The following is a 22942-nucleotide window of genomic DNA, read 5'->3' as shown; positions in this document are numbered from 1 at the left end:
GATGACGGCGCCCAGGATCTTCCTCGCGGGCGACTCCGGGACGGCCGCCCGCCGGCGCGACGAGGCCCCGCTGGCGGGCTGGGGGCAGGCACTGCCGCTGTTCCTCACGGGGGCCGAGGTGACCGACGCGGCGCGCCCCGGCGCGAGTTCGCGCACCTTCGTGGAGTCCGGCGCGCTGGCGGCGGTCCTCGACGGGATCGCCCCCGGTGACCTGCTGCTCGTCAGCTTCGGACTCAACGACGTCCACACCGACGACCCGCGCGGCACCGAGCCCTTCGACGACTACCAGCGCTCCCTGCGCGCGCACGTCCACGGTGCCCGCGACCGGGGCGCCCACCCCGTGCTGGTCACCGCCTACGAGCGCCGTCTCTTCGACGACCAGGGCAACCTGCTCCGGCCGCTCGGGATGTACCACGCCGCCGTGCGCGAACTGGGCGCGAGCCTGTGCGTACCCGTGATCGACCTGGGGGAGTGGAGCGCCGTCCAGTGGCGCCGCGCGGGCGACCTGGGCAGCCGCGCCTTCTTCGCCCACCTCGAACCCGGCGAGCACCCGGCCCACCCCGACGGCCTGCGGGACAACACCCACCTCAGGGAGCGGGGGGCCGTCGAGTGCGCCCGCTTCGTGGCGGCCGAGCTGAACCGGCAGGGGCTGCTCGCCCCGGAGCACCTGCGCGGCCTCGACGCCCCGGTGCCGCTGGAGTCGGTGCCCTACAAGGAGAACCCGGCGGCGGACCACCTGGAACTCCGATGAACGACCTCCATCCCCTGGCCCTCGCGCACGTCACCCACCCCGGCGCCCCGGAGTCCCTCGGCACCCTGCGCCTCGTCGCGGACGCGGACCCGGCCCTGCCCGTCACCCCGGGCCAGGAGATCACCCTCTCCCTGACCCTCAGCCCGGCCGAGGGCGCCTACCGCACCTACGGCTACCTCATCGACGACTCCCTCACCCCGGCCGCCGCGATGCTCCGCCACCCCGGCCTGAGCCTGCTGGCGAACGGGCGGTACGCCACCTACGTCAGCGCGGGGGACGAGTCGCGCACCGTGAGCTGCGTGGTCCGCGTCGACCCCGAGGCGCCCGACGGTGCCACGGTGCTGCCCCGGATCGTCGTCGGCGTGATGGCCGCGGAGGGGGACCGGCTGGTCTCCTCGGCCGCGGTCTCGGACACCGGCTTCCGGGTGCGCCGCCACTGGCTGCCCGGCCAGTGCGTCACCCTGCGACCGGGCGGCCGCGCCCTGCTGCCCGCCGGGCACACGCCGGTCCCCGGCCTGCGCCTGATCGCCGTCGGCCGCGCCCGGCACGGCCTTTTGACCTACGCGCCGGACGGCGGCGTCGGCTACCAGGCACACCCCGAACACCTCGGCTACGACCGCTTCGAGCTGGCCTTCGAGGGCGAGGACGGGCACCGGGTGTGGTCCGAGGTGACCGTGCACGTCGGCGACCTGGGCGCCTCGCCGGGCGCGCTGGCCGTCCATGGCTAGCGTCCGCCGCCCGTGGGCCACGGGCGGCGTCGTCGCGCTCGCGCTGACCCTGGCCGGCTGCACGACACCGGCCGCCGTCTCCCCGGCGCGGTCGGCCCCGGCGTCCTCGGCGGCTTCCGGCTCGGAGACCCCCGGCCCTGCCGGACCCGGTCCGGCCCCCTCCGCTCTCCCGGCGGGCTTCGGCTTCCGGCAGCTCACGCGGAGCCTCGGGCCGGGGGCGCCCGTGCGGCTGACCGTGCTCAGCATCGCGCCCGACGCCCACGTGCGCGTCACCGGCGTGCACGGCGCCGACCTGACCCGTGCCGACACCGTGCGCACCCTGGCCGACCGGTCCGGCGCGCTCGCCGCGATCAACGGCACCTATTTCGACATCCGCACCGGTCACCATCACTCCGGCTACGAGGGCGACCCCATCGGGCTGTACGCGGAACACGGCCGCGTGCTCAGCGAGGCGGTCGACGGCCGCCCCGCCCTCCTCCTCGGCCACACCGGCGGGCGCCCCGAAGCCCGCGTGGCCGAGGTGTCCACCAGGGGACGGCTGCGCGCGGCGGACGGCGCGGTCCGGGAACTCGACGGTGTCAACCGGGTACCCGGCCGCATCCTCGGCTGCGGAGGAACCGGCGGGGACCGCCTCGCCACCACGGGGCGCCCGCAGGAGAAGCCGTTCGAGGGGTTGTGCACCGACCCGGACGAGGTGGTCTCCTTCGCCCCCGAGTGGGGCGGCGACACCCCGCCCGGCACCGCGGGCAGCACGGAGGCGCTACTCGCCGCCGACCGGACCGTGCTCCGCCTGCGCACCCCGGCGGGCGGCCCGCTGCCCGAGGGCGGCAGCGCGCTCTACGGCATCGGCACGGGCGCCGCGTGGCTGCGCGCGCACGCGGTGCCGGGCACGCGGATGGCCGTCTCGGAGCGGATCACCGACCCGGCGGGCCTTCCCCTGCCCGGACCCGTGGACACCGCGGTGGGCGGCAGCGCCCGGCTGCTGCGCGCCGGCGCGTTCGACCCGGCTGCCGCCACGCTGCTCGGGCCGCGCCGGGAACCGCGCACCGTGGCGGCCGTCACGGCCGACGGCACGCTGCTGCTGATCGCCGTCGACGGGCGCGCCCGCCACGAGAGCGTGGGCGCGACCCCGGCCGAGACGGCCCGGCTCGCGCTGTCCCTCGGCGCGGTGGACGCGGTCAACCTGGACGGCGGCGGCTCCACCTCGGCGGTGCTCCGGGGCCGGCTGCGCAACAGCCCCCGCGACACCGAGGACGGCCCGGTGCGCGAACGCCCGGTCGCGGACGGACTCGTCGTTCTGCCGGGCGGTCCCGCGGGGTGACGTACCGCCCGGCCGTCCACATGTGACGTGACGTCAGATCGTGATCGACCCGGCCGACGCGGAGAACAGCGCCCCGCCCGTACTCATCGAGATGTACATCTCGTACTCACCGGCCGCCGCCTCCGGCAGTGTGACGCCCTTGTACCCCGAGGTCGCGAAGTAGCCGTAGTCGTAGGTGCCGAAGTCTCCGCGCCGCACGTGCGGGCGGACGGCGGCGGGGCGGTGGGACTTGCCGAGCCGGAAGGAGTGCGTGGACTTCGCCCCGCGCAGCACCAGGTAGTACATGGCGTGCTGGTGGGAGTCAGCCTCCACGCCGTGCACGAAGAACACACCCTCCACGTGCAGCATGCGCTCCTCCAGCCAGCTCTTCTCCAGCGAGAAGACGGCCTCCTGGGAGAAGTGGCCGATCACGGCCCGGCGCATGACCCGCACCCGCTTCTCGTCACCGGTGAGCACGATCTCCAGGCCGCCGTACGGCCGCCGGATGTCGAAGGGGCGCCTGGCCACCAGCGGGGTGCGGCGGTCGATGCCCTCCGAGGGGCTGGTGACGCGCACCGAGAGGTCGTAGACCCCGCTCGGGACGCCCCGCAGCGGGATGCCGGAGGGCGCCTCGGGCTCGAAGCCGCCGTCCGCGTAGTCCCGTGCGAAGCCGTCGAACCAGCGGCTGTAGGTGTACTTCGCCTCGGTGGTCGCCAGCGGGAACTCCCAGTGCCTGCCGTCGTTCTCGAGGACCAGGGTCTTGGTCTCACGGAACTCGCCGTAGGGCGACTGGCCCGGTATGAACGCCTCGCCGCTCAGCAGCAGGTTGCTGCCGCGCACCTCCTGCTTGGTGAGGACGGCGGTCAGGGCGTCGGAGGTGCGCGAGTCGGCCAGATGGCGCCGCCGCTCCTCCTCGTCCACGTGCGCGTCGCCGTTCTCCACGAGTCCCAGGCGCGGTTCGGCGCCCTCGGCCAGCGCGGCCAGGACTCCCAGCAGGAGCTGGAGGTTGTAGGCGGACACCTCGCCGTGCTGGCGGACCAGTCCGGAACGGGTCCTGATCAGGTTGAAGTTGTCGCACGCCCAGAAGTGGTCGAGATGGGGAGCGATCTCCGTCTCGTACTGCTCGTCGGCCTCGGAGGTGAAGAGATAGACGTTGTGCCCCTGGCCGCCGCTCACCCGCAGCAGCCCCGGGATCGCGTCGTCCAGGGTGTCGACGTGCTCCTGCGGCATGTCCTCGCCGAGCATGTACCGTCCGGTCACCGCGCGGTCGCGCACGTAACTGCCCACCAGGAACTGGGGGACGACGGTCACGATGTTGCGATAGCCGTACTTCAGCCCGTAGTAGAGGGCCGCGCTGCCGCCCTTGGAGACGCCCAGCAGGCTGACCTGATCGCGGGTGAGGCCGAGCCGGGCCCTGGTGGACTCGATGAGCCGGTGGACGGAGTCCTCGATGCCGAAGTCCATCGAGCGGCACATGTAGTAGCTGTAGTGCCCGTCGAAATCGTCCTTGATCCACAGGACGTCGGAGCGCAGCGCGTTCAGCGAACGGCCCGCGAAGTGGTAGCCGTTGGGCGCGCCGAGGCCGGAGAAGACCACGACAAGATGGCGGACGTCGGCGTCGGCGGCACGGAAGCGGTACTCGACCGGAACGGCGCCCCAGGTGTCGGTCTCCGTGACGACCTTCCGCCGGTCCACGGTGGCCAGATTCGGCGAAAGTTCCGGAAGTGCCGCGTCCATGAAGTGCCTTGCTCGCTTCTGTGTGAGATGTGCCGACTTCCTTAACGGAAGCTTGCGAGATTCTAACCGGCCGGAACGGCAAGGTGAAAAACCGGTGTTGAAGGTGAGGGATGTGTGAACAGGCTTGAGTTCGCGGGCAACGAGGAGGGCCCCCGCGCCGTGGCGCGGGGGCCCTCCTGTGTACGGCCGGGTTACGCGGGCACGCTCGCGACGCCCTGCGCCAGGAACCGCTTGCCGTTCACCCGCTCGGAGACACCCTCACGGTCCAGGTACGGCGTGATGCCGCCCAGGTGGAAGGGCCAGCCGGCGCCGGTGATCAGGCAGAGGTCGATGTCCTGGGCCTCGGCGACGACGCCCTCGTCCAGCATGAGGCCGATCTCCTGGGCCACCGCGTCCAGGACGCGGGTGCGGACCTGCTCCTCGGTCAGGACGGAGTCGCCCTGCTTGAGCAGCGCGGCGACCTCGGGGTCCAGCTCCGGCTTGCCGCTGTCGTAGACGTAGAAGCCGCGCTTGCCGGCCTCGACGACCGCCTTGAGGTTCGGGGAGACCGTGAAGCGGTCCGGGTAGGCCCGGTTGAGGGTCTCCGAGACGTGCAGACCGATGGCCGGGCCGACCAGCTCCAGCAGCACCAGCGGGGACATCGGCAGGCCGAGCGGCTCGATGGCCTTCTCCGCGACCTCGACCGGGGTGCCCTCGTCGATGACGTTCTGGATCTCGCCCATGAAGCGGGTCAGGATGCGGTTGACGACGAACGCCGGGGCGTCCTTCGTCAGCACCGCGGTCTTCTTCAGCTTCTTGGCCACGCCGAACGCCGTCGCCAGCGAGGCGTCGTCGGTCTGCTCGCCGCGCACGATCTCCAGCAGCGGCAGGATCGCGACGGGGTTGAAGAAGTGGAAGCCGACGACCCGCTCGGGGTGCTTCAGCTTCGACGCCATCTCCGACACCGACAGCGAGGAGGTGTTGGTGGCGAGGATCGCGTGCGCCGGGGCGACCGCCTCGACCTCCGCGAACACCTTCTGCTTGACGCCCATCTCCTCGAAGACGGCCTCGATGATGAAGTCGGCGTCGGCGAAGCCCTCGGCCTTGTCCAGGACACCGGTCACCAGCGCCTTGAGGCGGTTGGCCTTGTCCTGGTTGAGCCGGCCCTTGCCGAGCAGCTTGTCGATCTCGGCGTGGACGTAGCCCACACCCTTGTCGACGCGCTCCTGGTCGATGTCGGTCAGCACGACCGGCACCTCCAGGCGGCGCAGGAAGAGCAGCGCGAGCTGGGAGGCCATCAGACCGGCGCCGACGACGCCGACCTTGGTGACCGGACGCGCCAGCGACTTGTCGGGGGCGCCCGCGGGACGCTTGCCGCGCTTCTGCACCAGGTTGAACGCGTAGATGCCGGAGCGCAGTTCGCCACCCATGATCAGGTCGGCGAGGGCCTGGTCCTCGGCGTCGAAGCCCTTCTGCAGGTCGCCGTCCTTGGCGCCCTCGATGATCTCCAGCGCGCGGTAGGCGGCCGGGGCCGCGCCGTGCACCTTGGAGTCCGCGACGAAGCGGCCCTTGGCGACGGCCTGGTCCCACGCCTCGCCCCGGTCGATCGCCGGACGCTCGATAGCGAGGTCGCCCTTGAGGACCTGCGCGGTCCACAGCAGCGACTGCTCCAGGAAGTCGGCACCCTCGAACAGCGCGTCGGCGATGCCGAGTTCGAAGACCTGCTTGCCCTTGAGCTGGCGGTTCTGGTTGAGGCTGTTCTCGATGATGACCTGGACGGCCTTTTCGGCGCCGATCAGGTTCGGCAGCAGCGCGCAGCCGCCCCAGCCGGGCACCAGGCCGAGGAAGACCTCGGGCAGCGAGAACGCCGGGATCGCCTTGGAGACGGTCCGGTAGGAGCAGTGCAGGCCGACCTCGACGCCGCCGCCCATCGCCGCGCCGTTGTAGTAGGCGAAGGTGGGGACCGCGAGGCCGGAGAGGCGCTTGAAGACCTCGTGGCCGCCCTTGCCGATGGCGAGCGCGTCCTCGTGCCGCTTCAGCAGCTCGACGCCCTTGAGGTCGGCGCCGACCGCGAAGATGAACGGCTTGCCGGTGATGCCGACGCCGACGATGTCACCGTCCGCGGCCTCCTTCTCGACCTGGTCGATGGCGGCGTCCAGGTTCGCCAGCGAGGCCGGGCCGAAGGTGGTCGGCTTGGTGTGGTCGAAGCCGTTGTCCAGCGTGATCAGCGCGAACTTGCCCGTGTTGAAGGGCAGTTCGAAGTGCCGTACGTGAGCCTGGGTGACGACCTCGCCGGGGAACAGCTCGGCGGCACCCTTCAGAAGCTCGGTGGTGTTGCTCACTTGTCCCCCTCGAAGTTCGGGTTCTCCCAGATGACCGTCGCGCCCATGCCGAAGCCGACGCACATGGTGGTCAGGCCGTAGCGGACGTCCGGGTTCTCCTCGAACTGGCGGGCGAGCTGAGTCATCAGCCGCACGCCGGAGGAGGCCAGCGGGTGGCCGAACGCGATGGCGCCGCCGTACTGGTTGACGCGGCTGTCGTCGTCGGCGATGCCGTAGTGCTCCAGGAAGGCGAGGACCTGGACGGCGAACGCCTCGTTGACCTCGAACAGGCCGATGTCGGAGATCGACAGGCCGGCCTGGGCGAGGGCCTTCTCGGTGGCCGGGATCGGGCCGTAGCCCATCACCTCGGGCTCCACGCCGGCGAAGGCGTAGGAGACCAGGCGCATCTTGACCGGCAGGCCGTTCTCGCGGGCGAAGTCCTCGGACGCGATGATCGACGCGGTGGCACCGTCGTTCAGACCGGCCGCGTTGCCCGCGGTGACCCGGCCGTGCACGCGGAACGGCGTCTTGAGACCGCTCAGGTTCTCCAGCGTGGTGCCGGGGCGCATCGGCTCGTCGGCGGTGACCAGGCCCCAGCCCGTCTCACCGGCCGCCTCGTTGGTGCGGCGCACCGAGATCGGCACCAGGTCCTGCTGGATCTTGCCGTCGGCGTACGCCTTGGCGGCCTTCTCCTGCGAGCGGACCGCGTACTCGTCGGCGCGCTGCTTGGTGATGGTCGGGTAGCGGTCGTGCAGGTTCTCGGCGGTCATGCCCATGAACAGCGCCGACTCGTCGACCAGCTTCTCGGAGACGAAGCGCGGGTTGGGGTCCACGCCCTCGCCCATGGGGTGGCGGCCCATGTGCTCGACACCGCCCGCGATGGCCACGTCGTACGCGCCGAAGGCGACCGAGCCGGAGACCGCGGTCACGGCGGTCAGGGCGCCCGCGCACATGCGGTCGATGGAGTAGCCGGGCACCGACTGCGGCAGGCCCGCGAGGATGCCCGCGGTGCGGCCGAGGGTCAGGCCCTGGTCGCCGATCTGCGTGGTCGCGGCGATGGCGACCTCGTCGATCTTCTTCGGGTCCAGACCGGGGTTGCGGCGCAGCAGCTCCCGGATCGCCTTCACGACGAGGTCGTCGGCGCGGGTCTCGTTATAGATGCCCTTCGGGCCCGCCTTGCCGAACGGGGTGCGGACGCCGTCGACGAAGACGACGTCCTTGACGGTACGAGGCACGATGGCTCTCCTCCAGGGTGCGGGACGCTGAGCGCTTGCTTAAGCCCCATGCTACTTATGAGTAACGTAGCTGCACAGTCCCACCCCGGCTAGCGGTGAACGTCACACCGTGACCCGGCCGGACGGATGCCCGCGCGATTCCCGCCGCACCCGCCCGACCCGCCCGGTGTCACTCCGGCTTGGCCGACAGCACCGCGACCAGGACCGGGGTCACCTGCTCCACCTGCCACGCCCGCGCGCCGAACCCGGCGAGCGCGGCGGCCACCGTCCGCTCGTCGGCCGGAGCCGGCGGCTCCCAGCAGATCCGGCGCACGGTGTCGGGGGACACGAGGTTCTCCTGGGGCATCTCGAGCCGCTCGGCCAGCGCCGAGACACCGGCGCGGGCGGCCGACAGCCGGGCCGCGGCCGCCGGGTCCTTGTCGGACCAGGCACGGGGCGGCGGCGGGCCGGTCACCTGCTGTCCCTGCTGCGGCAGCCGCGACTCCGGCAGCGCCTTCGCCCGGTCCACGGCCGCCTGCCACTGTTCGAGCTGACGGCGGCCCACACGATGGCCGAAACCGTTCAGTGCGGCCAGCGCCTGGACGTCGGCCGGCACCGCGAGCGCCGCCTCCACGATCGCCGCGTCGCTGAGCACCTTGCCGGGCGAGACGTCCCGGCGCTGCGCGATCCGGTCCCGCGTCTCCCACAGCTCCTTCACCACGGCGAGCTGCCGGCGGCGGCGCACCTTGTGCATCCCGGAGGTGCGGCGCCACGGGTCCTTGCGGGGCTCGGCGGGCGGCGCGGCCGCGATCGCGGCGAACTCCTCCAGCGCCCACTCCAGCTTGCCCTGCCGCTCGAGCTCCTTCTCCAGGGCGTCGCGCAGGTCGACCAGCAGCTCCACGTCGAGAGCCGCGTACCGCAGCCACGGCTCGGGCAGCGGGCGGGTGGACCAGTCGACGGCGGAGTGGCCCTTCTCCAGCACGAAGCCGAGCACGTTCTCCACCATCGCGCCGAGTCCGACGCGGGGGAATCCGGCGAGCCGCCCGGCCAGCTCGGTGTCGAACAGGCTGGTGGGCACCATGCCTATCTCGCGCAGGCACGGCAGGTCCTGGGTGGCGGCGTGCAGCACCCACTCGACGCCGGACAGCGCCTCGCCGAGACCGGAGAGGTCGGGGCAGGCGACGGGGTCGATCAGCGCGGAGCCGGCGCCCTCGCGGCGCAACTGCACCAGATAGGCCCGCTGGCCGTACCGGTAGCCGGAAGCGCGTTCGGCGTCCACGGCGACGGGGCCGGTGCCGGCGGCGAACGCGGCGACGACCTCGGCGAGCGCGGCGGCGTCCGCGACGACCGGCGGAATCCCCTCGCGGGGTTCGAGCAGGGGGGTCGGCGCCGCCGCCTCAGCAGGTCCCGAGTCCGGGGGTGTGCCCCCGGTGATGCGCCGGGAACTGTCTGCTGCGGTCTCTTGGGCGTCCGTCACATGCCAAGGGTATCCGCATGCCCGCGCCCCTGGCCTGCACGTTCGATCCAGATCCCCGCTGACCGGCCAAAACACGCCGCGCGCGGGCGCACACCGCGTGGCGTACGGCGCACACGCCGGTGCCCGTCGACGGAACGTTCCGCCGACGGGCACCGGGAGGAGGAGGGAGGAGAGGCAGGAGGGGGAGGAGGCCGTGGGTCAGATCGGCGAGGGGGCGGGGGTCAGTGGATGATGCCGGTGCGCAGGGCGACCGCGACCATGCCGGCGCGGTCACCCGTGCCGAGCTTGCGGGCGATACGGGCCAGGTGGCTCTTGACGGTCAGGGCGGACAGGCCCATGGAGACGCCGATCGCCTTGTTCGACTGGCCCTCCGCGACGAGGCGGAGCACCTCGACCTCGCGGCCGGACAGTTCGCGGTAGCCGCCGGGGTGGCTCGGGGCACCCGGCGGACGACGGTGCCCCATACGGGCCGCGGCGGAGCCGATGGGAGCGGCGCCGGGGCGGGTGGGCAGGCCGATGTTGGTTCGGGTACCGGTGACGACGTAGCCCTTCACGCCCCCGGCGAGGGCGTTGCGGACGGCGCCGATGTCATCGGCGGCGGACAGGGCCAGCCCGTTGGGCCAGCCCGCGGCGCGGGTCTCGGACAGCAGGGTGAGCCCGGAGCCGTCGGGCAGGTGGACATCCGCGACGCAGATGTCCCGGGGGTTGCCGATGCGGGGACGAGCCTCCGCGACGGACGAGGCCTCGATCACGTCGCGCACACCGAGCGCCCACAGATGGCGGGTGACGGTGGAACGGACGCGGGGGTCGGCCACGACCACCATGGCGGTCGGCTTGTTCGGGCGGTAGGCGACCAGGCTTGCGGGCTGCTCGAGGAGAACGGACACCAGGCCTCCTGGGTGGGGGGACGGGGCCGGCTTGTGGGGAAGAAGCCGGGAGGAACCGTGCTTTCAAGGTCACAGTCGTCTTCGGCAGCAAACCCGTCCGCCTTTAGAGAATGATCACGATCTAGTGAGTCACAATCCGTGCAATTCGGACACGCGATCGATCATCCGAAGATCGAATCGGCTCCGGGGTGATGCGATTCGAGTACGGGAAGTGGCCGTATCGACAAAGTGATCCTGCGGGAAGTGATCAAAAAGCAGCGCCCCGCCGGATCGGCGGGGCGCTGAACTGACGATGTGACCGCTGGCTACCGCGACTGCGGCCCCCTGCGCTGAGGCAGGGTCACCACGGAGCCGTCGCCCGGCTGGGCCGGGGGCAGCCCGGCGACCTGGGCGAGCAGATCGCACCACGAGGCGAGGTGCGCCGCGGTGTCCGGGACGCCCCCGAGTCCCTCCAGCGGCGTCCAGGAGGCGCGGATCTCGATCTGCGAGGCGGGCGGCCGCTCCGACAGCCCGCCGAAGTAGTGGGAACTGGCGCGGGTGACCGTGCCGCTCGGCTCCCCGTAGGTGAGCCCGCGGGACTGGAGCGCCCCGGTCAGCCAGGACCAGCACACCTCGGGCAGCAGCGGATCGGCGGCCATCTCGGCCTCCAGCTCCGCCCGCACCAGCGTCACCAGCCGGAACGTCCCGCGCCAGGCGTCGTGCCCGGCCGGGTCGTGCAGCAGCACCAGCCGGCCGTCGGCGAGCTCCTGCTCGCCGTCGGCCACCACCGCCTCCAGCGCGTGCGCGTACGGTGCCAGCCGCTGCGGGGCGGGTGTCGGCTCCACCTCCACCTGCGGCCGCAGCCGCGCGTTGCGCAGCGCCTCCACCGCGCTGCTGAAGGCAGGGGGCGCCCCTGGCACCCCGGCCCCCTCTCTGTTCTCCGCCTGCGTGTCCTTCACGTCGTCCATTCCGCCGGCGCCGTTTGACGATCGTCCCTGAGCCGCAGCCATGCGGGGAAGAGTAAGGGGAAGCGGGCCTTCGCGCAGGGCATGACACCCCCCGAGGGCGGCGGCACTTCTCTCCGGCGGGCCGTGCGAGACTTGCCGACGTGAGTGCCAACGCGATCCCCTCGGGCCAGCAGCCCACAGCGACGTACGACAGCGCCTTCCTCAAGGCGTGCAGGCGTGAGCCCGTGCCGCACACCCCGGTGTGGTTCATGCGCCAGGCCGGCCGCTCCCTGCCGGAGTACCGCAAGGTGCGCGAGGGCATCCCGATGCTGGAGTCCTGCACGCGGCCCGAGCTGGTCACCGAGATCACGCTCCAGCCGGTGCGCCGCCACGACGTGGACGCGGCGATCTTCTTCAGCGACATCGTGGTCCCGCTCAAGGCGATCGGCATCGACCTCGACATCAAGCCCGGCGTCGGCCCGGTCGTCGCCGAGCCCGTGCGCACCCGCGCCGACCTCGCCCGGCTGCGCGACCTCACCCCCGAGGACGTGTCCTACGTCACCGAGGCGATCGGCATGCTCACCCGTGAGCTGGGTTCCACCCCGCTGATCGGCTTCGCGGGCGCCCCCTTCACCCTCGCCAGCTACCTGGTCGAGGGCGGCCCCTCGCGCACGTACGAGAACGCCAAGGCGATGATGTACGGCGACCCCGAGCTGTGGGCCGACCTGCTCGACCGCCTCGCGGACATCACGGCCGGCTTCCTGAAGGTGCAGATCGAGGCCGGTGCCTCGGCGGTGCAGCTCTTCGACTCCTGGGCGGGCGCGCTGGCCCCCGCCGACTACCGCGCCTCGGTGATGCCCGCCTCCGCGAAGGTCTTCGAGGCCGTCGCGGGCTACGGCGTCCCGCGCATCCACTTCGGCGTCGGCACCGGCGAACTGCTCAAGCTCATGGGCGACGCGGGTGCGGACGTCGTCGGCGTCGACTGGCGGGTCCCGCTGGACGAGGCCGTGCACCGTGTCGGCCCCGGCAAGGCGCTCCAGGGCAACCTCGACCCCACGGTCCTCTTCACCGACCGGAAGACGATCGAGGCCAAGGCGCAGGAGGTGCTGGACGCGGCCGCCGGTCTGGAGGGCCACGTCTTCAACCTCGGCCACGGCGTCATGCCCAGCACCGACCCGGACGCCCTGACCCACCTGGTCGACTACGTCCACACCAGCAGCACCCGCTGACCGGGGCCGCTCACCACGCCTGACGGTGCCGCGCCCGCCTGCCGAACAGCAGGCGGCCCGGCTCCGGCGGGGGCGGGGTGCCCGGCTTCAGGGGCCAGGCCAGCAGCATCCCGGCCACGAAGCCGACGACGTGCGCCGCGTAGGCCACCGTCCCGGTGCCGGCCTCGACGCCCCGGCCGGAGGAGTACACGGCCTGGAGGCCGAACCAGAAGCCCAGCACCACCCAGGCGGGCAGCCGCAGCGGCAGGAAGACCAGGAACGGGACCAGCACCCACACCCTGGCCTTCGGATACAGCACCAGATAGGCGCCCAACACCCCCGCGATCGCCCCCGAGGCGCCGATCAGCGGATCGCCCGAGCCGGCGTTCAGCAGGGCGAAGCCGTAGCTCGCCGCGTAGCCGCAGACGACGTAGAAGAGCGCGAAGCGGACGTGGCCCATGCGGTCCTCGACGTTGTTGCCGAAGATCAGCAGGAACAGCAGGTTGCCCAGCAGATGCAGCCAGCCGCCGTGCAGGAACATCGACGTGAACACCGACAGCACCGGCGACTTGTCGTAACCCGGCGGCCCCATCACGCACCCCGGCCCGCCCGGCCCCGTCCCCACGTCCCCGGTCGGCACCAGCCGGGGCAGCGAGTCGTGGATCATCTCCTTCGGGATCGCCGCGTACTGATCCATGAAGGCGTGCAGATGGCAGAGCTGCGCCAGATGACTCTCCCCGACCGCGCCGGCCGCGCCGGGCGTGATCAGGAAGGCGAGCACGTTGGCGGCGATGAGCGCGTACGTCACATACGGGGTGCGGCGCGCGGGATTGACGTCATGGACGGGTATGACCACACAGGAACAGTGCCCGCGTTCGCGCCCGCCAGTCCCGCGCTGGGCCGCCGCTACCGGCTCGCGCGCACCTTCGTCACCGCCTTGCGCGCCGCCACCAGGACCGGGTCCCAGACCGGGGAGAACGGCGGGGCGTAGCCGAGGTCCAGGGCGGTCATCTGTTCCACCGTCATGCCGGCCGTCAGGGCCACGGCCGCGATGTCGACCCGCTTGCCCGCGCCCTCGCCGCCCACGATCTGGACGCCGAGGAGCCGGCCGGTGTTGCGTTCGGCGATCATCTTGACCGTCATCGGGGAGGCGCCGGGGTAGTAGCCGGCCCGGCTGGTCGACTCGATGACGACCGACTCGTACTGGAGGCCGGCCCGGCGGGCGTCCTTCTCGCGCAGTCCGGTGCGGGCGATCTCCAGGTCACAGACCTTGCTGACCGCCGTGCCGACGACACCGGGGAAGGTGGCGTAACCGCCGCCCACGTCGGTGCCGATCACCTGGCCGTGCTTGTTGGCGTGGGTGCCGAGCGGGATGTACTGCTCCTGCCCGGAGACCAGGTTCAGCACCTCCACGCAGTCACCGCCCGCCCAGATGTCCTCGTACCCGCGCACCCGCATGGCGAGGTCGGTGAGGAGTCCGCCCCGGGTGCCCAGCGGCAGGCCCGCCGCGCGGGCGAGGCCGGTGACGGGCTCCACGCCGATGCCCATGACGACCACGTCGGCCGGGTACTCCGCGTCCCGCGTGGTCACCGCGCGGACCCGGCCGTCCTCACCGGTCCGCAGGCCGGTCACCTCGGCGTCGCCCACCATGGTGATGCCCATGCCCTCCATGGCCCGGCGCACCAGCCGGCCCATGTCCGGATCGAGCGTCGCCATGGGTTCCGCGCCCCGGTTGACCACCGTCACCTCGAAGCCCCGGCGGATCAGCGCCTCCGCCATCTCCACGCCGATGTACCCCGCGCCGACGACCACCGCGCGCCGGCCCTCCGTGCGGGCCAGCGTGTCGATCAGCGCCTGGCCGTCGTCCAGGGTCTGCACCCCGTGCACCCCCGCCGCGTCCGCCCCCGGCATCTCCGGCCGGATCGGCCGCGCCCCCGTGGCGATGACCAGCTTGTCGTACGAAGTCCAGTACGTGTCGCCCGACTCCACGTCACGGGCCCGCACCCGGCGCCCCGCCACGTCGATCTCCGTCACCTCGGTGCGCAGCCGGAGGTCGATGTCCCGTTCCCGGTGCTCCTCGGGGGTACGCGCGATCAACTGATCGCGGTCGTCGACGTCGCCGCCGACCCAGTAGGGGATCCCGCACGCCGAGTACGAGGTGAAGTGGCCGCGCTCGAACGCCACGATCTCCAGCTCGTCCGGCTTGCGCAGCCGGCGCGCCTGCGACGCCGCGGACATCCCCGCGGCGTCGCCCCCGATCACGACCAGCCGTTCCGTCCCGCCCCGTGCCTCACGCTTGTCCATGCGAACACGCTACGGGGCGCATCACACTGACGCTGCGTCAGCTCTCGTCGCCGGAGACCGGCGCGCCGCTCTCGGACACCGGACGCGCCTGCGGCAGCGAACCGGAGGGCGCCGTCGGTGCCGGGCGCGGGTCGCGCGCGAACCGGGGGCGGACCACCCGGCGCCACAGGAACACCAGCAGCGCGAGCAGCACCGCGAACGGCAGCACCGCGCCCACGGCCAGCGCGATCCAGCGCAGCATCGTCCAGAACGCGTGCCAGCCGCCCGACAGCGCGTCCAGGAGGCCGGGCGTGTCGTCGCCGGCGTCCGCGTGCGCGCCCTTCCCGGACAGCGACAGGGTGATGGTCGCGAGGCCGGTGCGGTCCTTCAGCGACGCCTGCCGGGCCAGCAGCGCCTCCAGGTCGGCCTCGCGGCCGCTCAGCTCGCCCTCCAGCGCGACGACGTCGGTCAGCTTCTCCGCCCGGTCCATCAGCTCCCGGACCCGGGCGACGCTGGCCCGCTGCGACTTGATCCGGCTGTCCACGTCCACCACCTGGTCGGTGACGTCCTGGGCCCGCGCGGTGCGCCGCAGCAGCTTGCCGGTGCCCTGGAGCGAGCCGAGGACCTCCTCGTACCGCTCCGCCGGAACCCGCAGGACGACACGGGTCCGCTCGCCGGAGTCGTCGTCCCGCTCGGTGCTCTCCTCGCCGACGTAACCGCCCGCGTCCTCGGTGACCCGGCGGGCCTTCGCCAGCGCGCCGGGCACGTCCCGCACCTCGACCTCCAGCGAGGCGGTGCGGATGACGCTCGGCGCGAGCCGGGGCGAGCGGCGGGCCGACCCCGCGTCCTCGGCCGCGGAGCCGCCCGCGCCCGGAGCGGCCGTCGGGGCGTCGGCGCTCGACGCCTTGGAATCGCCGCCGCCCGGTGCACCGCACCCGGCGAGCGCGAGCGAGGCGGCGAGCAGGACCCCCGCCAGAACTCGGAACTGACGCGTCGTACGCATGACCGTTACCCCCGATGAGTCGCGATGCCGTCGCTCCTTAGACGCCCCGGCCTGCGGATACGGCCGCGGTTTCCGGTCCCGATGCGGTCACGGTCAGGTGACGTACCGGGCACCGGGACGCCCCGTCCGGTCTGAGAGAGTGGAGGCATGAGCGCAACGGGTACGGGCACGGGCCATGTCGTCGTCATCGGAGCCGGTGTCGCCGGACTGGCCGCCGCCCACCGGGCGCTGGCACGCGGCGCGCGGGTGACGGTGCTGGAGGCCACCGACCGGGTCGGCGGCAAGCTGCTGCCCGGCGAGATCGCGGGCGTCCGGGTCGACCTCGGCGCCGAGTCCATGCTCGCCCGCCGCCCCGAGGCGGTGGGCCTGGCCCGCGAGGTGGGCCTCGGCGACCGCCTCCAGCCCCCGGCCACCGCGACCGCCTCGATCTGGACCCGCGACGCCCTGCGCCCCATGCCCAAGGGCCATGTCATGGGCGTACCCGGCACCGCCGAGGCCCTGTCCGGGCTGCTCACCGCCGAGGGCCTGGCCCGCATCGAGCGGGACGCCGAACTGCCGCCCACCGAGGTAGGCGACGACGTGGCGGTGGGCGAGTACGTCGCCGCCCGCATGGGCCGCGAGGTCGTCGACCGGCTGGTGGAACCCCTGCTCGGCGGGGTGTACGCGGGCGACGCCTACCGCCTCTCGCTGCGCTCGGCCGTCCCCCAGCTCTACCAGGCCGCCCGCACCCACGACACACTCACCGCCGCCGTCCGGGCCCTCCAGGCCAAGGCCGCCGAGGCCGGGCAGACCGGCCCGGTCTTCCTCGGCATCGAGGGGGGCGTCGGCACGCTCCCGCTCGCCGTGGCCGAGTCGGTACGGGCGCGCGGCGGCGAGATCCTCACCGGCACGCCGGTCGGCGAGCTGCGCCGGGACGGCACCGGGTGGCGCGTCACGGCCGGGGACCGCGTGCTGCACGCCGACGCCGTCGTGGTCGCCGTACCCGCGCCCGCCGCGGCCGGTCTGCTGCGCGCCGAGGCCCCGGCGGCCGCCGCCGAGCTGGCCGCCGTGGAGTACGCCTCCATGGCCCTGATCACCCTCGCCTTCCGCCGCGCCGACGCCGCCCTGCCCGAGGGCAGCGGCTTCCTGGTGCCGCCGGTGGACGGCCGCACCATCAAGGCAGCGACCTTCGCCTCGCAGAAGTGGGGCTGGATCGGCGGCGAGGACCCGGACCTCCTGGTGGTGCGCACCTCGGTCGGCCGCCACCACGAGACCGAGATCCTCCAGCGCGACGACGCCGACCTCGTCCAGGTCGCCCGGCACGATCTGCGCGCCGCGACCGGCCTGGACGCCCAGCCCGTCGCCACCCGCGTCACCCGCTGGACCGACGGCCTGCCCCAGTACCCGGTCGGCCACCACGCGCGCGTGGCCCGCGTCCGCGAGCACATCGCCAAGCTCCCCGGACTCGCCGTGTGCGGCGCCCAGTACGACGGCGTGGGCATCCCGGCCTGCATCGCCAGCGCCCACGCGGCCGTCGACCAGCTCGGCGGCGACCTCGCCGGTGTGCGCGAGCTGACGGCCAACCCGGTGCAGAGCCTGCACGGCGGAGCGGGAGAATAGGGGGCATGAGTGACGACGCCCCCACCACCGAGCCCGGCCGCATCCCGAACAAGGGCAAGCTGGCCAAGGACCTCAACGAGGTCATCCGCTACACCCTGTGGTCCGTCTTCAAGCTGAAGGACGTGCTGCCGGAGGACCGCGCGGGCTACGCCGACGAGGTCCAGGAGCTGTTCGACCAGCTCGCCGCGAAGGACGTCACGGTCCGCGGCACCTACGACGTCTCCGGCCTGCGCGCCGACGCCGACGTCATGATCTGGTGGCACGCCGAGACCGCCGACCAGCTCCAGGAGGCGTACAACCTCTTCCGCCGCACCCGGCTCGGGCGCGCGCTGGAGCCGGTGTGGTCGAACATGGCGCTGCACCGCCCGGCCGAGTTCAACCGCTCGCACATCCCGGCGTTCCTCGCCGACGAGACGCCCCGCAACTACGTGAGCGTCTACCCCTTCGTGCGCTCCTACGACTGGTACCTGCTGCCCGACGAGGACCGCCGCCGCATGCTCGCCGACCACGGCAAGATGGCCCGCGGCTACCCGGACGTGCGTGCCAACACGGTCGCCTCCTTCTCGCTGGGCGACTACGAGTGGCTGCTCGCCTTCGAGGCCGACGAGCTGTACCGCATCGTCGACCTCATGCGTCACCTGCGCGCCTCCGAGGCCCGCATGCACGTCCGCGAAGAGGTGCCGTTCTACACCGGCCGCCGCAAGTCGGTGGCCGAACTGGTCGCCGGGCTCGCCTAGGCGCCCTTGCCCTTGAGTGCGTCCCGCTCCGGGGTGCCGCGTCCGGCCGGCTCGGTGGGGCGCGGCTCCGGGCGCGGGGCGCACGCGGCGCGGCGGCCCGGCAGGCGGCCTTCGAGCAGGTAGGCGTCCAGGTGGGCGTTGACGCAGGCGTTGGGGCCGCCGCCGATGCCGTGCGTGCCGGCGTCCCGCTCCGTGACCAGCGTGGAGCCGGCCAGCCGCCGGTTCAGCTCCAGCGCCCCGTCGTACGGGGTGGCGGCGTCCCGCTCGGCGGCGAGGATCAGCACCGGCGGGGTCTCACCGGGACCGGTGCGCACGTCCAGCGGACGCTGCCTGGGCGCGGACCAGTAGGCACACGGCAGGTTCATCCAGGCGTTGTCCCAGGTCTCGAAGGGCGCGGTGCGGGCGAGGCGGGTGTTGTCGCGGTCCCACACCCGGAAGTCGGTCGGCCAGGGGGCGTCGTTGCACTCGACGGCCGCGTACACCGCGCTGCCGTTCTCCGCCTCGGCGGCCGTCTCCGGGCTGGGCGCGGCCAGCCGGACCAAAGGCTTGGCGTCGCCCTTCAGATAGGCGGCGAGGGCGGCGGCCCGGCTCGGCCAGTAGTCGTCGTAGTACCCGGCCATCAGGAACGTGTTCTGGAGCTGGCCCGGACCCACCCTGCCGTCCGCGGGCCGGTCCTCCAGCCTGTCGCTCGCGGTGTCGTAGGAGCGCTGGACGGCGGCCGCCGTGGTGCCGAGGCCGTACGTGTCGTCGTGGCGGGCGACCCAGTCGCGGAAGTCCGCCCAGCGGTACTCGAAGGCCGCCGACTGGTCCAGGTTGGCGCGGTACCAGACCTTCGCCGGGTCCGGGTCCACCGCCGAGTCCAGCACCATCCGCCGCACATGGCCGGGGAAGAGGGTGGCGTACAGGGCGCCGACGTAGGTGCCGTACGAGGCGCCCATGAAGGTCAGCCGGGACTCGCCGAGCGCGGCCCGCAGGACGTCCAGGTCGCGGGCGTTGTTGAGGGAGTTGTAGAACTCCAGCCCGCCGCCCGACCGTTCGGCGCAGCCGCGCGCGTACGCCTTCGCCCGCGCGATCCGCTCCCGCTTGTACGCCTCCGTCGGGTGGACCGGGGCGAGTGAGGGCGCCTTGAAGAACTCCTCCGGCTTCTCGCAGGACAGCGGGCCCGAGGGCGCCACTCCGCGCGGGGCGTACCCGACGAGGTCGTAGGCGGACGCGATCCGCTTCCACTCGGGGACCACGCCGATCACCGGGAAGTTCAGGCTGGAGGCGCCGGGACCGCCGGGGTTGTAGACGAGGGCGCCCTGCCGGGGCACCTTCCGCTTGCTGTTGGCCGGGTCGCGCTGGGTCGCCGGCATCCGGCTGACGGTCAGCTCGATGTGCTTGCCGGAGGGGCGGGCGTAGTCGAGCGGGACGCGTACGGTGGCGCAGCGCATCCCGGCCGGGGTCTCGCCGGGGCAGGCCCCGAAGTCGAGGCCGGCCTCGTGCGCCCGGGCGGCGGCGACGGCGGTGCCGCGCAGCTCGGCCGCGCCCGGTGCGCCGGAGGTGCCGGGGCTGCCGGGGGTGCCCGGGGTGCCGCCCGCCGGGGTCACGGCGAGCCCGGTCAGCAGCAAGGAACCTGCGGCCGAGTACAGGGCGGCAGCTCTCATCGGGTATCCCTTCGGTGCGCGGCGGCGATGGCACGGCTGCCATGGCCCGGCGGCGACAGAAGGGATGTTTCGGAAGGGGAGTCGGGGAAGGCAAGCACCGGCACGCGGGTGTCGGCGTCAGTGCTCCCTGTGCGCCCCCGGCGCATCGCGGTGGGTGAACGCGGCCCGCAGCTCGGGTTCGTTCAGGGCGCGCACGCCGCGCATGGCGAGCCGGGTGAGGAAGGAGCCCTCGTCGCCGTCCCCGGCCGGGCGCCGGGCCAGCTCGCCGAGGAGCCGCTGCCCGGCGGGGGAGGCCCAGCGCGGGTAGGGGTGCACCTCGACGCGGGCGATGGCCAGACAGCTCAGGGTGACGACGAGCGGCAGCGCGAACCACATGGCGATCTGGAAGCGCGGCAGATCCACCGGGACCGGCATGAGCAGCGCCGTCACGCCCAGCGCGAGCACGGCCACGGCGGCTGCGCGCACCTGGCGCACCCCGGCGGCCACGGTCGTGCCGGTGTCGAAGGGGACCGCGAGTCCGGCGCCCACCAGCCGGTCGGCGAGCCGCTGCACGGCCTCCGCACCGGCCGCGGCCGCCCGTACGGGGGCGATCCGGGACTGCCCCTGCGGGCCGATCGCGCCGAGGACGGACCGCTCCATCTCGTCCCGCCCGCGCGGGTCGACCACGGTGGCCCAGCCGGTGTGGGCGAGCAGCAGCCTGCGCTGCCGGGCCATCCGGACCATGGCCAGGTCGGCGACGCGGGAGGGGCCGCCGGACAGGAACGCCGTCTCGTACAGCGTCAGATCACGGACCTGGCCGCTCGCCCGCGCCGAGCCGTCCGCGGCGGCCGCGCGGACGGCGGCCAGGCACAGCCGGGTGCAGGCGATGGCGGCGAAAGCCCAGGCCGGAAGCAGGAGGATGACCCAGAACATGAGGTGTTTCTATGTCAACGGCCCCTGAAAAACCATGGCTTGTTCAGTATCCGGACAGAGCGTTGCCGGTACGTTGCGTTCCGTTTTCACCTCGGGCCGGGGAGCGCGGTCAGCGCCTTCCCGGCAGTACCCGCCTGGCCAGCTGGGCGGCCGGGCCGGGCGTCCGGGGTGCCGGGCCCGCGCGATCGAGCCACCATTCCCGCAGCGCCCTGCGCGCCCGCGCGTCCACGGGGTGGCCCGTCTTGAGCAACTGGGTGACGAACTCCAGCGCGTCCTGCCGGTATCCGCCGCGCATCGGCCGGGTGCGCGCGTAGCCGAGGAACGCCTCCCGGTACCCGGCGCCGAGGATCAGCGGCAGTTCCGGTGCCACCTTGGCCACCACGTCCGCCCGCTTCGCCGCGAGCGCCCGCGCCTGCACCCCCATCCGCCCCCGGTCGAACCCCTCGGGCAGGGGTGTCCGCGCCACCAGCGCCGACAGTACGGCGGTCTGCGCGACGGCCACCCGCTGCCGGGCCCCGGCGGAGGCGTCCGGCGGGGTGGGGGCGGCCGTGCCGGCTGTGGCCCGCCCCGCCCCGCCGCCCTTCTTCACCGCCTCCCCGATGGCCGCCAACTCCCGCTCCAGCTCGGCCGGTCCGGGGAAGTTCTCGTCCCGCTCCAGCAGTACGCCGGGCGGTGCGACGCGGGACGCCAGGTCGGCCAGGATGTCCAGCACCGGTGGCGGTACGGGGTGCGCGTGGCTGTCGTGCCAGACCCCGTCCCGCTCGAAGCCGCCCGCGACGTGCACGTAGGCCAGCGACTCCAGCGGCAGCCGGTTCAGCGCCTCGGCGGGGTCCTCGCCCCGGTTGACGTGGTTGGTGTGCAGGTTGGCCACGTCGATGAGCAGCCGTACCCCGGTCCGCTCGACCAGCTCGGCCAGGAACTCGCCCTCGCTCATCTCCTCGCCGGGCCAGGAGAACAGCGCGGCGATGTTCTCCAGCGCCAGCGGCACCGGCAGCGCCTCCTGCGCGATCCGCACGTTCTCGCACAGCACGTCGAGCGCGTCCCGCGTGCGGGGCACGGGCAGCAGATGGCCGGCCTCCAGCGGCGGTGACGCGGTGAGCGGTCCGCCCGCGCGGACGAACGCGATGTGCTCGGTGACCAGCGGCGCCCCCAGCGCCTCGGCCCGCTCGGCCAGCGCCCGCAGCCGGGCCTCGTCCGGCCGGTCCGCGCCGCCGAGGCCGAGGGAGACGCCGTGCGGGATCACCGTCACCCCGCGCTCACGCAGCCGCAGCAAGGGCTCCGGGAGATGGCCGGGGCAGACGTTCTCCGCGACGACCTCCACCCAGTCGATCCCCGGCATGCCCGCCACGGCCTCCGCGATCTCCGGCCGCCACCCGATCCCCGTCCCCAGTCGCATCCCCGTCCCCCTCCTTCGTTGCCCGGGGTATGGCCCCGGCGGGCGGGCGTGAACCGCGGCGGGACCGGGTTCAGAGCAATATTTGAGGTTCGGGTGTCAGCGCAGCGCCGGGTGGTCGGCGACCACCGTCGCGGAGCCCGGCGCGATCTCCGTGAACCCCGCGTCGCGGACCAACGGCAGCCCGCTGGTGGTGAGTTCGCGCCAGTGGGCGGGGGTGGCGGTGCGCACCGTCAGGGCGTAGCCGGTGGTGCGCCAGGCTTCGCGGGCCGCGTCGGACAGGGCCCACCAGGCGAGCTGGGCGCCGTGGCCGACCTGGGCCATCTCCTTGCCGGCCGACATCTCCAACTCCGGGTTCAGCCACAGCACGGGAGCGGTCAGGGCGGGGTCGGCAGGCGGCTCGGGGTCGTCCAGTTCGGTGCCGGAGACCTGGAGCTTGGCCAGCTCCTTGGGCCAGCCGTCCAGCGGGATCGGCGGGAAGACCCGCACCTCGGCGGCGGCACCCGTCACCGTGATGCCGGGCAGCTCCTCCGCACGGCGCCACTCCGAGCCCCGCGCCCGCCGCACCACCTTGCGGATGCGGGCGTCCTCCCAGTCCCGTACCGCCTCGGCCCACTCACCGTCGCCGCGCGCCCGCTCGTCCCCGAGCAGGACGAGCACGGCGCGTGCGGCGGTCTCCAGCGCGTCGGTACGGGCGGGCGGCGCGCTCTTCTCGATCCGTACGACGAGGGGCAGCACGAACTGCGGGGCCTCGTCACGCGGGGTGGGCTCGGTCTGGAAGGGGCTGTCGCCGGGGGCGGCTGAAACATGGCTCACATCAGCCAACCCTACGAGCAGCCCT

At 73.3% G+C, this 22942-nt stretch carries 19 protein-coding genes; 6 read left to right on the top strand and 13 right to left on the bottom strand.

The genetic code is table 11. The features are described 5' to 3' along the window. Position 1 precedes the first annotated feature (1 nt). Genes HEK131_RS21100 through HEK131_RS21090 form a run of 3 tightly spaced genes read left to right on the top strand, consistent with a single transcriptional unit; the run spans position 2 to position 2800 of the window. The gene (locus HEK131_RS21100; protein ID WP_244336564.1) at positions 2-751 is read left to right on the top strand and encodes a rhamnogalacturonan acetylesterase; all 750 of its coding nucleotides are present in this window, start codon (positions 2-4) and stop codon (positions 749-751) included. Further along, a complete protein-coding gene (locus HEK131_RS21095; RefSeq protein WP_244336563.1) occupies positions 748-1479 on the top strand; it encodes a hypothetical protein in 732 nt (243 codons plus the stop codon). Before HEK131_RS21100 ends, HEK131_RS21095 begins: the two co-directional genes overlap by 4 nt. After that, entirely contained in the window at positions 1472-2800 is a 1329-nt protein-coding gene (locus HEK131_RS21090) for a phosphodiester glycosidase family protein (protein ID WP_244336562.1), read from the top strand. The genes HEK131_RS21095 and HEK131_RS21090 overlap by 8 nt, the downstream gene beginning before the upstream one ends. 33 nt (positions 2801-2833) lie before the next feature. Here HEK131_RS21090 and HEK131_RS21085 read toward each other — a convergent pair whose 3' ends face one another. From HEK131_RS21085 to HEK131_RS21060, 6 genes are all read right to left on the bottom strand, one after another. Beyond that, positions 2834-4516 (bottom strand): hypothetical protein, encoded by a 1683-nt coding sequence (locus HEK131_RS21085; protein ID WP_244336561.1) that lies wholly within the window; start codon positions 4514-4516, stop codon positions 2834-2836. A 191-nt stretch (positions 4517-4707) separates the two neighbouring features. Beyond that, positions 4708-6837, bottom strand: coding sequence for a 3-hydroxyacyl-CoA dehydrogenase NAD-binding domain-containing protein (locus HEK131_RS21080; protein WP_244336560.1), 2130 nt, complete (start codon positions 6835-6837; stop codon positions 4708-4710). Further along, entirely contained in the window at positions 6834-8051 is a 1218-nt protein-coding gene (locus HEK131_RS21075; RefSeq protein ID WP_244336559.1) for a thiolase family protein, read from the bottom strand. The genes HEK131_RS21080 and HEK131_RS21075 overlap by 4 nt, the downstream gene beginning before the upstream one ends. Positions 8052-8220: 169 nt before the next feature. Beyond that, positions 8221-9507, bottom strand: coding sequence for an HRDC domain-containing protein (locus HEK131_RS21070; protein WP_217463299.1), 1287 nt, complete (start codon positions 9505-9507; stop codon positions 8221-8223). A 221-nt stretch (positions 9508-9728) separates the two neighbouring features. Beyond that, positions 9729-10394 carry a response regulator transcription factor gene (locus HEK131_RS21065; protein ID WP_031181634.1) on the bottom strand — a complete coding sequence of 222 codons (666 nt, stop codon included), beginning with the start codon at positions 10392-10394 and terminating at the stop codon, positions 9729-9731. 305 nt (positions 10395-10699) lie between these two features. Continuing rightward, positions 10700-11341, bottom strand: a complete 642-nt coding sequence (locus HEK131_RS21060; protein WP_374201481.1) for a DUF3000 domain-containing protein — start codon at positions 11339-11341, stop codon at positions 10700-10702. Between the two features lie 140 nt (positions 11342-11481). Here HEK131_RS21060 and hemE point away from each other — a divergent pair, with 140 nt between their 5' ends. Next, a complete protein-coding gene (gene hemE / locus HEK131_RS21055; protein ID WP_244336558.1) occupies positions 11482-12549 on the top strand; it encodes a uroporphyrinogen decarboxylase in 1068 nt (355 codons plus the stop codon). A 10-nt stretch (positions 12550-12559) separates the two neighbouring features. Here the strand turns inward: hemE and HEK131_RS21050 are convergent, their stop codons facing one another. The 3 genes from HEK131_RS21050 to HEK131_RS21040 are packed head-to-tail and all read right to left on the bottom strand — an operon-like array spanning position 12560 to position 15814. Beyond that, complete coding sequence (locus HEK131_RS21050) at positions 12560-13384, bottom strand: rhomboid family intramembrane serine protease (RefSeq protein ID WP_217463296.1); 825 nt, start codon at positions 13382-13384, stop codon at positions 12560-12562. Between the two features lie 50 nt (positions 13385-13434). After that, positions 13435-14832, bottom strand: a complete 1398-nt coding sequence (locus HEK131_RS21045) for an FAD-dependent oxidoreductase (RefSeq protein ID WP_244336557.1) — start codon at positions 14830-14832, stop codon at positions 13435-13437. Positions 14833-14869: 37 nt separating this feature from the next. After that, a complete protein-coding gene (locus tag HEK131_RS21040; protein ID WP_244336556.1) occupies positions 14870-15814 on the bottom strand; it encodes a DUF4349 domain-containing protein in 945 nt (314 codons plus the stop codon). Between the two features lie 147 nt (positions 15815-15961). Between HEK131_RS21040 and hemG the strand changes: the two genes are divergently transcribed. Then, positions 15962-17413, top strand: coding sequence for a protoporphyrinogen oxidase (gene hemG / locus HEK131_RS21035; RefSeq protein ID WP_244336555.1), 1452 nt, complete (start codon positions 15962-15964; stop codon positions 17411-17413). A gap of 5 nt (positions 17414-17418) precedes the next feature. Continuing rightward, positions 17419-18150, top strand: a complete 732-nt coding sequence (gene hemQ, locus HEK131_RS21030; protein ID WP_161150795.1) for a hydrogen peroxide-dependent heme synthase — start codon at positions 17419-17421, stop codon at positions 18148-18150. Here hemQ and HEK131_RS21025 read toward each other — a convergent pair. The 4 genes from HEK131_RS21025 to HEK131_RS21010 all read right to left on the bottom strand — a co-directional run bounded on the left by HEK131_RS21025 (position 18147) and on the right by HEK131_RS21010 (position 22917). Further along, a complete protein-coding gene (locus tag HEK131_RS21025; RefSeq protein ID WP_244336554.1) occupies positions 18147-19796 on the bottom strand; it encodes an alpha/beta hydrolase in 1650 nt (549 codons plus the stop codon). The genes hemQ and HEK131_RS21025 overlap by 4 nt on opposite strands. 117 nt (positions 19797-19913) lie before the next feature. Then, the gene (locus tag HEK131_RS21020; RefSeq protein WP_244336553.1) at positions 19914-20708 is read right to left on the bottom strand and encodes a TIGR04222 domain-containing membrane protein; all 795 of its coding nucleotides are present in this window, start codon (positions 20706-20708) and stop codon (positions 19914-19916) included. Positions 20709-20817: 109 nt separating this feature from the next. Further along, entirely contained in the window at positions 20818-22104 is a 1287-nt protein-coding gene (locus HEK131_RS21015) for a DUF692 domain-containing protein (RefSeq protein WP_244336552.1), read from the bottom strand. Positions 22105-22200: 96 nt separating this feature from the next. Then, a complete protein-coding gene (locus tag HEK131_RS21010) occupies positions 22201-22917 on the bottom strand; it encodes a peptidyl-tRNA hydrolase (RefSeq protein ID WP_244336551.1) in 717 nt (238 codons plus the stop codon). Positions 22918-22942 lie beyond the last annotated feature (25 nt).

The organism is Streptomyces seoulensis (assembly GCF_022846655.1).
Classification (GTDB): Bacteria; Actinomycetota; Actinomycetes; order Streptomycetales; family Streptomycetaceae; genus Streptomyces.
This window is presented reverse-complemented; position numbering and strand designations above follow the sequence as displayed.